This is a genomic window from Kerstersia gyiorum, from assembly GCF_004216755.1.
GTDB lineage: Bacteria > Pseudomonadota > Gammaproteobacteria > Burkholderiales > Burkholderiaceae_B > Kerstersia > Kerstersia gyiorum.
Map to the genome: position 1 here is coordinate 135,933 of NZ_SGWZ01000004.1, position 8,126 is coordinate 144,058.

The following is an 8,126-nucleotide window of genomic DNA, read 5'->3' on the forward strand; positions in this document are numbered from 1 at the left end:
CGATTTGCAAGTTCCAAAGAGGTGGATGCCCAGGCAGGATGGCCAGTCCTGCCCGAGTCAGTCATGCGGCCGAATCAACCGCCACGAATCCAGCGAAGCGCCATGCGGGCGGCAGTCATGGTGGCGTAGATCGCTGCCAGCACACCAGCTACTGCCATCACCGCCGTGATAACGTCAGCCGCATTGAATACGCTCGTGATCGACGTAAGGTCGATGCTGCCGGCCTCCTGGGCCATGACGGCACCCGATGCCAGCGTCAGTGCGGTAGCGCCCACAGCAGCGGCCACCGGTTTGAGGTTGAATTTCAGCTTCTTCATGTGAAGTTCCTTTTCTTGAAATTGGGCAGGAAACCGCCTGCCTGTCGGATTTACCTAACCCCTGCGGATCAGGTTCAATACGGTTCCAACACCGCGCCCCAGCAGGAAGAACAGCACCACCACCGAAAGCCCCAGGCTGAATACCTGGGCAACATCAGCGGCATTCAGTGTGGGAATTGGGTTGCCTGCGGATTCCAGCGTTTCCCGTTCGATGGCGATCTGCTGGCGATGCCGTACAGGGCAATCCGTCCCGGCGTCGGTGCTGATATCGCAGTACTGGAGATAGATGCGTGTCATGGTTCAAGCCTGGATGCACGGCACATAGATCAGGATGACCACGCCCCGGCCATCTAAGTGATCCTGCACGGCCTCGACGGCGCTTTCCGGTTCCTGGAACGGGTCTGCTGCCGTCAGGGCCATCACGTTGATGACGCCACCTTCGCCATCAGCGGCCAGAAATGAGCCGTCTTCGGTGCTCTGCACCAGATAGCGAGGAACGCACCACATGGTCAGGCCGCCTTCGTGGGCTTCGCCAGCTCGATGGGCTGCAAGCTGGTGATGACGGTCTTTTGCGTCTTACCGTTGGTGACGATTTCCAATTCTGCTTCGGCCACCAATGGGAAAGGCAGGTGCTTGAGCTTGTGGAACTCCTCGGAGGTGCCGTAGTTGTATTCCACGGTGGCAAAGCCCTTGCCCATGCCTTTGCTATCGTCCAGGTCGGTTTGCACGTAAATCTTGGTGCTGTCGTACTCCTGGCCGCTTTCCAGCTTACCCTTCGAGCCTTTGACGCCAGCGATGGTGATACGGGTATTGAATTTCATGATGTCGATTCCTTATCCGGCGTCGGTTAAGCCGCCACGCTGGCCGGTTCAGCGGGCTTCAATATGCGTTGGATGCCCTGTTTCAACAGAGCGTTGGGGACGGTGCGTAGACTGCGCGGCAGCTCACGGGCTGCATGCTTTTCGATCAGGTCACCAATCCAGGCTATGCCCTCCAGGCTCGCATCAAATGCGCGGGTCAGATGCACCAGGGATGGGGCAACGGTAGTTTCAAGCCAGCGTAATTTGCGCTTGACCACGGCATCGGTGGTCACGTCTTCGAGTTTGGGCTTGGTCTTGATGCGGATGGCCTCGGACACGTCCAGCAGTTCTTGCAGGTATGGATGCGCCCCGGCGAAATACTTGTCAGGTTCGATCAGACATTCCAGCGGCAGGATGCGATCCTGTGACCAGTAGCGCAGCTCAATGCGCCACCAGGACGATTCCATATCCTTGTAGGCATGGCCTTTGTCATAGGCGTTGACCAGCTTTGCACCACGTCGGCCCACGTAGTAGCTACGGGAATGGCCTGCATCCCAATAGCCATCGGTGCGTCCCTGGGGCCGTCTGCCGAGGTAGTCGAAACCGCCATTCATGCAGGCTTCGCGCACACCTTCGACACCACCACATCCCCCCTCGAAGAAGTCCAGGGCAATATCAATGCGAGATAGCCGAGCATTGAGCGGCACCAGGAAGTCATACATGGCCTGACGCCAGCCGGGTTTGGCGAATGTGCAGCCACTGCCGTTGAGCATGATCAGGTAGGTATCGCGCTGGTACACGCCGCCACCGGACACGCTGCCAACTTCCTCACCTTCATCGTTCAGGATGCGCAAGGTGCTGTCGTAGTAGTTGCGGCCAGGGCGCAGGTCACCGATCTGAAAGCCTGTGATTGCGGCCACTTTCTTGGCCAGGATCGCCATAACCTGGACTTCGGTGACGAACTCACCTTCATGGTGTTCGTTGCTCAGCGTCCAGAACAGAGAATTGAAAAGATCGGTTCCCTTGATCGTGGTCGAGAGCCAATCCACCGAGCAGCGGTCTTTGCTGGTGGTCTGTGCCTGGGCCAATGTCATTTTGACGCGGCGGCCTTCGAGCACCAGCTTTTCGTCTTTGGTCAGGCGGTGCTTCATTGCTTCACCCCCATACCTGCGGCTTTGCCGTTTCTCCCCGTTTTACTCGGGGGGGTGCCGCTGCCTGCTGTCGCCCCGCGGCTGTCCTCGCGGAGCTGCGGGCAGGCGCGGGCCGACAGCGGTTCGGTGCGTACAGCCGCCGTGTGCAATGTGGAGCCACTGCCAGCCAGTCGGGCATACTGCACCATGCCTTTGCTGAGCAGTTCGGGCCAGAAGTCGAGCTGGACACGCTTGGGTTTGATGGTGCGGGGTTTCATGCCGATTTCCCCATGCTGATGAGCAGACGGGCGCGGTCGCGCAGTTGCTGAGTCAACAGGAACATGCCTTCGTAGATGGCATGGGCCTCTGGCATCTGGTTGGTGTCGGTCAGTTGAAGGCGCAGCGCGGCGAGTGTGCGCAGGTGCTCGGCGTCAGTAACGACCAGGTGGGCAATGGGACTCATCACAGTGCGAACTCCGCTGCCCGTTCTGCGGCCTTGATGCGCACGACCTCCACATTGATGAAGATGCGCTTGCCGATCTTGACGGTAGGCCAGTAGCCACGTTCGGACTGTTTGATGAGGACGCCAAGGGGGAGGCCGATCGCATGAGCAAATGCCTCTCGACTGACGAGCGGGCTGTAGATCGTCTGCACGAGCGTCGCGCTGTCTGGCTTTGAACTTTGATCAACTTGTCGCACAATAGCCCCTCTGCTAAAAAATCTATGAAAGAAATAATCTTTCGAAAGATTAAATCATCAAGGATTGGCTATGTCAACCTCTCAACATCCGTACGTCTGGAATTTGCGCAACCGGCTCGCGCTGCTGATAGAGCAGCAGGTGGATGAAAAGACGCGCTTCAAGGCGTTGGAAGCCTTGACGAACATCAAGGCTACGCAGTGGCGAGATTTTTTTGCAGGTAAGCAACGACCAACGGCGGAGATGATCGAAGCTGCTAGTCGGCTATGGCCGGAGTACGCGTTCTGGCTAGTGACAGGTGTCTCAGACGCCGAGCATGGTCACATTGCGCCTTTCGGAGCTGATTTCCCGCGCAAGATGCCCCGGCAAGAGGCCGCTTCTAAGCTGTTCATCAAACGCATCGAAACTCTTGATGCATGCAAGGACGCGTTCAATGCAGACCCTGATTTCAATGATCCGATCATGCAGGAGCATGTGTTTGTGAACGGTTACCACCGCTCTGCTGCCCAGATGGGGTTTACCGAAGCACACACAGCGCGGTTGAGAGAATTGCAGAAAGAGTGCAGGCAACTTGAAGAGGCCAGGGTGCTGGAGCACGAAATCAAAGTGCGCATGCCAATCGAAAGCTACGAAGACACAGAGCGCGAGCATCCCAGGCGCGTAAAACAGCTTGCAAAGCTCAAACCTGTGACATATTCGGATGACGCGGTCGAAGATTTAGAGCAACGGTTGAAAGCTGAACAGGAGCGTTTGGAGCGATACAAGCGAATCGAACACCGATACAAACTGGCGCAGCATGGCACTACAGAAGACTGAGTCAGGCTGGTTGGTTGATATCCAGCCTGGAGGGCGTGGTGGTCGGCGGTTTAGAAAGACGTTCCGTACGCAAGCCGAGGCGAAAAGTTGGGAAGCATGGATAAAAACTCAAGTCAATCTGGCGACCGATTGGGAGCCAGAAAAACGAGACATGCGCCGCCTCTCAAGTTTGGTAGACCTCTGGTACTCGCATCACGGTACCGGTTTGGCTGCTGGACATGACACCTTCAAGCGTTTGAAGGCAATGACCGCAGCGATGGGTGATCCTGCTGTCGATTTGTTTAGCGTCAATACGTTTGTCGCGTACAGAACAAAGCGGTTGGATGCTGGGATCTCCGCAAACAACATGAACCGTGAGCATGCCTACTTGAGGGCCATGTTCAACGAGTTGGCCCGGCTGGGATACTGGAATAAGCCTAACCCACTAGGAAAACTGCGCCAGTTCCGGGTGCAGGAGGCCGAGCTAACCTACCTGACTGATGAACAGATTGTGAGGCTGTTGGGCGAGCTGCGGGCGTCGAGGAATCCGCATGTCGAGCTGATCACGCGGTTGTGTCTCGCTACCGGAGCAAGGTGGAGCGAAGTCGAGTCTATGCGGGAATCGCAGGTTCACGATGGGTTTATCCAGTTTGCGCGAACCAAGTCCACAAAGACGCGGGCTGTACCGATTGATCGAGAGCTGGTTGACGAGGTGCGTAAACACAATCAGCGCCATGGGACGTTGGGGAAAATTTTTGCGTCGAGCATGCCTGCGTTTCGCATGGCGCTAGAGCGTTCGAAGATCACTTTGCCTGATGGGCAGATGACCCATGTGCTGCGTCATACCTTCGCGAGTCATTTCATGATGAATGGTGGGAACATTCTGACTCTGCAACGCATCCTGGGGCATTCGACAGTCACCGTCACGATGCGCTATGCCCATTTGTCGCCCGACCACCTGCAAGAGGCGAGGGCGCTGAACCCTCTGACGCGGTTGACACTTCGTTGACACCAGAATGAAAAAAGGACCTACGTCAGAAACGTAAGTCCTTGATTTCATTTGGAGGCGCAAGCCGGAATCGAACCGACGTACACGGATTTGCAATCCGCTGCATAACCACTCTGCCATTGCGCCATTTGCACCACAGAGGCCCGAAGTATACACGTTTCATCCCGTTTTTGAGCGTTATGAAAGGCTTCAAGGCGTCCGTCGTGAAGCTTTAAATATTAACGTCCTTCCAGCATGGTGTCAAGTCTTGCGGCGGCAGGGGCTGTGGGTAGAAGCCAGGTCGAGGTTAGCGGCTGGTTTTCCCCAGCTTTTCAAAATCGCCAATTACTGTGCTGGAAATAATTATCGGGGCACTTTATTTGTTGCCCCGATTTACTGGTGAAACGTGGTGGAGAATCGCGAGATTCAAGGAGTAACAATATATCGTTTTATTGTAGGGTGCTGCTCTGTTGCTGTTTTGAGAATCGGCTTGCGAATGGGTGCTTGGAGCTGAGAATGACTGCCATAGACTTTCCGCTGGTAGTCTATGAGTTCTTGCTCTATAGAAGTCCATGCCCAAAAGTCTTGTGAACTGTTGTCACGGTGCTGATACATAGCTGATCTCCCCCGTAGCTTTTGATAACCGTAAACATATCAGAATTTTCTATATTCTTGAATCTTTGATGGCTTGTTCTTGCAATTTTTAAACAAAATCCGATTTTTGTATCAAAATTTTTCTAAAAATGTCGTTATGTTTTTATCCCGGGGCCAGGAGGAAAGCGAAAAAACACAGTGGTTCTGATATCACAGAGTTTTTCCGCTTTTTTCCCCGTTTTAGAGACTGGGGGTTGGAGGAGGGCGGCTCGATATAGAGAATGATCTTATTTTTTTGAGTATCCGATGTGAATTGTTTCAGTCGGTTTTAAAATCATCGGCCTTGATGTTTATAAATTTCGAATTTTTTCGAGGTCTAATCAGAAATTGCAGATGGTTTGACACTTCATATGGGTTTTTTGCGTTTTTGGCCTATATTAAGTGAAAAAAATGCTATTTCTTGTTTCAAGAAATATCCCATCCTAGACAATAAGGCAGTACCGGTTCCGGCGTCGGTTCAGGGTGTTGCCAATTCTTCTAATCAGGGATGGAGCAATATCAGGCCATGCTATTAAATTATTCAGTTGCCATGCCTGCATGGAAAGTGGAGCAGGATGTTCTCGGCAGCTTTTTGGAGTTCATGGTCCGGGATCGGATTTTTCGCACACTGATATCCGTTCCTCGACATTTGGCAACGCAATGCTCAGCCGAGGTTGATACGGATGATGGCGGGCAAATCAAGAAATATGAAGTCGGTGATTTTCCTTTACGTGCCGAGCCCGAAGATAGCTGGTTGCTGATATATACCCGCGTGAAGTGGAGCATTATGGTCCGCGGGGATTTCGTTGTTTTCCCGGAAGGTGAACTGGCATTGATGCGTAGCCGGGATATTGATGCCGCTGGTTTTCATGATTTCCGTGGCAGCATGTTGGTATTGCCTAGTCAGGCGTTGACGCTTTATGACCGTACGCTATTAATGCGTCAAGCAGGAAAGATTCGTCTCAAGGTAGGCTGGGGGAGGATTCTGGCTGCCTATATTGAAAGTCTGGATGTGCAGATTCTGGCGCAGGCCGTGCGCGATGAGTCGGCCTGGTTGATGTTGGAACAGCACATTATGGCATTGCTCAGGCGTGCCTTGCTGGGAGGGTTTGAGTCCAGGAGCGGGCAGGGTTTGGAGAGTGATGCCCAGGACGCTCTGCGCAGCAAGGGAGAGGTGCTGTTCCAGCGGCTGTGCGCCTGGATTGCGGAGAACTACGCTAATCCGGAGATGTCTTCGGATTTCGTGGCCAGCCATTTTGATATTTCGCCACGCTATATCCAGAATCTTTTCTCCAAATACGGGAAAGGTGAAACTTTTGTTTCCTATTTGCGCGATAAAAGGATGCGGCGCGCCTGGGAGATGCTGACGAGTATCGACTTCATTCACCAGAGCGTTTCCGAAATTTGCTGGAACTGCGGTTTTTCAGACCCCGTCTACTTTGGCAAAATTTTCAGGCGCTTCTATGGGATGACTCCCGGGATGGCTCGCAAGAATAGCTTACGAGAAGTCGCGGAAAGAGTCTGACGTTGCAGCACGACAAGGTAATGATGCCGGCCCCTTAGGGCCGGATTTTTTTTGCTGTCGCAGAGAGGAAGCATCAAAGGACATTGCGTCAGAGAATGACATCAGGCTGTGTGGCGTTTTTATTACTAGGGACGGATGAAAGGCATTTTGTTTTCATTGTTTTCCTAAAAAATATCAGGATTCAAGGATGAAAAATCTTAACGCAAGTTTTTTGACAAGTGAAAAACAATGCAATTGTTTTGTGGGTTCAGTTTCCGTCATATGTCAAAGTTCACGGAAATTATTTTTTAATAATGTCATACATTGACAAAGTGAGCCATTTTTGCGCATATATACCATGAGTTTTCGCTAATCGCCTAGTTGTGTTTTGATCTGAAATGAAACCATAGCCGCGATTCTTCTGTATCTGGGAAGAGGTTTGCGGATCTTCTTCTATGTCATTGGTTATTCGGAGCGTTTCGGGTGCAGCCTAGTGCCGTGCCCGTGTCGCAGCAGTTATCTGTATCAATGGGCAGGACGCCCGTAGATACCCGTTAACGATCGCGGCACACGTGTTTTCTGGTTCGCCAGGCATACCCGAACACTGTGATAGTGGAAAGTCCGTTTCGATCTGGTGGTTTCTTGATTAGGGTTATTCATGAACAAGGCATACCGTAATGTATGGAGCGAAGCGACGGGCACGTTTGTGGCTGTGGCAGAGAATGTAAAGGCGCGGGGCAAGCGTTCTTCCAGCGCTAAAACGCTGGCCAAGGTGACCCTGGCGGTTGCTGCGCTGGGTGCGGCAGGTGCTGCCCAGGCCGATGTCACCCTTGATGGCTCCACGCCAGTCGTAACGGATGGCGCTGAAATTATTTTTGAAAATGGTGCTGGCAAGATCACGTTCACTAACGGCGGCACAATTGATTTTGGCGCAACGGGCGGCACGATCACCGGCCTGAACGATGGCGCCGTCGATGCCGCCAGCCGCGATGCAGTGACGGGCAAGCAGCTGCATGCAACGAATCAGGAAATCAGTGGTGTGCAGGGTAGCGTGGCGGCGCTGCAGGTGGACATGTCCGCAGCTCAGAACGACATCACTACGTTGCAAGGCGACCTTTCGACGGCGCAAGGCAACATCTCGACGCTGCAGGGTGACGTCTCCACAGCGCAAGGCAACATCTCGACGCTGCAGGGTGACGTCTCCACAGCGCAAGGCAACATCTCGACGCTGCAGGGTGACGTCTCCACAGCGCAAGGCAACA

Annotated in this window: 12 protein-coding genes and 1 tRNA gene; 4 read left to right on the plus strand and 9 right to left on the minus strand. The window is 53.4% G+C overall.

The window, feature by feature from the left end; translation table 11 throughout:
* Positions 1-74: 74 nt before the first annotated feature.
* Genes EV679_RS12580 through EV679_RS12615 form a run of 8 tightly spaced genes read right to left on the minus strand, consistent with a single transcriptional unit; the run spans position 75 to position 2,946 of the window.
* Positions 75-317: a hypothetical protein gene (locus EV679_RS12580; RefSeq protein ID WP_130487406.1), complete on the minus strand. Its 243-nt coding sequence runs from the start codon at positions 315-317 to the stop codon at positions 75-77.
* Positions 318-371: 54 nt separating this feature from the next.
* Complete coding sequence (locus EV679_RS12585; protein WP_130487407.1) at positions 372-614, minus strand: hypothetical protein; 243 nt, start codon at positions 612-614, stop codon at positions 372-374.
* Between the two features lie 3 nt (positions 615-617).
* Positions 618-824: a hypothetical protein gene (locus EV679_RS12590; protein WP_109061551.1), complete on the minus strand. Its 207-nt coding sequence runs from the start codon at positions 822-824 to the stop codon at positions 618-620.
* Positions 825-826: 2 nt separating this feature from the next.
* Positions 827-1,138, minus strand: a complete 312-nt coding sequence (locus EV679_RS12595; RefSeq protein WP_130487408.1) for a hypothetical protein — start codon at positions 1,136-1,138, stop codon at positions 827-829.
* A gap of 26 nt (positions 1,139-1,164) precedes the next feature.
* A complete protein-coding gene (locus tag EV679_RS12600; protein WP_130487409.1) occupies positions 1,165-2,268 on the minus strand; it encodes a replication initiation factor domain-containing protein in 1,104 nt (367 codons plus the stop codon).
* Positions 2,265-2,525 (minus strand): hypothetical protein, encoded by a 261-nt coding sequence (locus EV679_RS12605; protein WP_130487410.1) that lies wholly within the window; start codon positions 2,523-2,525, stop codon positions 2,265-2,267. The genes EV679_RS12600 and EV679_RS12605 overlap by 4 nt, the downstream gene beginning before the upstream one ends.
* The gene (locus EV679_RS12610) at positions 2,522-2,710 is read right to left on the minus strand and encodes a hypothetical protein (RefSeq protein ID WP_130487411.1); all 189 of its coding nucleotides are present in this window, start codon (positions 2,708-2,710) and stop codon (positions 2,522-2,524) included. The genes EV679_RS12605 and EV679_RS12610 overlap by 4 nt, the downstream gene beginning before the upstream one ends.
* The gene (locus tag EV679_RS12615; protein ID WP_242611487.1) at positions 2,710-2,946 is read right to left on the minus strand and encodes a hypothetical protein; all 237 of its coding nucleotides are present in this window, start codon (positions 2,944-2,946) and stop codon (positions 2,710-2,712) included. The genes EV679_RS12610 and EV679_RS12615 overlap by 1 nt, the downstream gene beginning before the upstream one ends.
* Before the next feature lie 70 nt (positions 2,947-3,016).
* Between EV679_RS12615 and EV679_RS12620 the strand changes: the two genes are divergently transcribed.
* Positions 3,017-3,760 (plus strand): hypothetical protein, encoded by a 744-nt coding sequence (locus EV679_RS12620; protein WP_130487412.1) that lies wholly within the window; start codon positions 3,017-3,019, stop codon positions 3,758-3,760.
* Positions 3,741-4,748: a phage integrase gene (locus tag EV679_RS12625; protein ID WP_130487413.1), complete on the plus strand. Its 1,008-nt coding sequence runs from the start codon at positions 3,741-3,743 to the stop codon at positions 4,746-4,748. Before EV679_RS12620 ends, EV679_RS12625 begins: the two co-directional genes overlap by 20 nt.
* Positions 4,749-4,800: 52 nt before the next feature.
* Here EV679_RS12625 and EV679_RS12630 read toward each other — a convergent pair.
* Positions 4,801-4,874 (minus strand) — tRNA-Cys (locus EV679_RS12630).
* A gap of 994 nt (positions 4,875-5,868) precedes the next feature.
* Between EV679_RS12630 and EV679_RS12635 the strand changes: the two genes are divergently transcribed.
* Entirely contained in the window at positions 5,869-6,885 is a 1,017-nt protein-coding gene (locus tag EV679_RS12635) for an AraC family transcriptional regulator (protein ID WP_130487414.1), read from the plus strand.
* Positions 6,886-7,522: 637 nt separating this feature from the next.
* The coding region (locus tag EV679_RS12640; RefSeq protein ID WP_278043808.1) for an ESPR-type extended signal peptide-containing protein at positions 7,523-8,126 on the plus strand (604 nt) is incomplete at its 3' end.

Coding starts and splice junctions, on each gene's coding strand:
- EV679_RS12590 (WP_109061551.1), bottom strand. CDS start 824: ATGTGGTGCGTTCCTCGCTATCTGGTGCAGAGCACCGAAGACGGCTCA.
- EV679_RS12580 (WP_130487406.1), bottom strand. CDS start 317: ATGAAGAAGCTGAAATTCAACCTCAAACCGGTGGCCGCTGCTGTGGGC.
- EV679_RS12595 (WP_130487408.1), bottom strand. CDS start 1,138: ATGAAATTCAATACCCGTATCACCATCGCTGGCGTCAAAGGCTCGAAG.
- EV679_RS12635 (WP_130487414.1), top strand. CDS start 5,869: ATGGAGCAATATCAGGCCATGCTATTAAATTATTCAGTTGCCATGCCT.
- EV679_RS12620 (WP_130487412.1), top strand. CDS start 3,017: ATGTCAACCTCTCAACATCCGTACGTCTGGAATTTGCGCAACCGGCTC.
- EV679_RS12585 (WP_130487407.1), bottom strand. CDS start 614: ATGACACGCATCTATCTCCAGTACTGCGATATCAGCACCGACGCCGGG.
- EV679_RS12600 (WP_130487409.1), bottom strand. CDS start 2,268: ATGAAGCACCGCCTGACCAAAGACGAAAAGCTGGTGCTCGAAGGCCGC.
- EV679_RS12605 (WP_130487410.1), bottom strand. CDS start 2,525: ATGAAACCCCGCACCATCAAACCCAAGCGTGTCCAGCTCGACTTCTGG.
- EV679_RS12610 (WP_130487411.1), bottom strand. CDS start 2,710: ATGAGTCCCATTGCCCACCTGGTCGTTACTGACGCCGAGCACCTGCGC.
- EV679_RS12625 (WP_130487413.1), top strand. CDS start 3,741: ATGGCACTACAGAAGACTGAGTCAGGCTGGTTGGTTGATATCCAGCCT.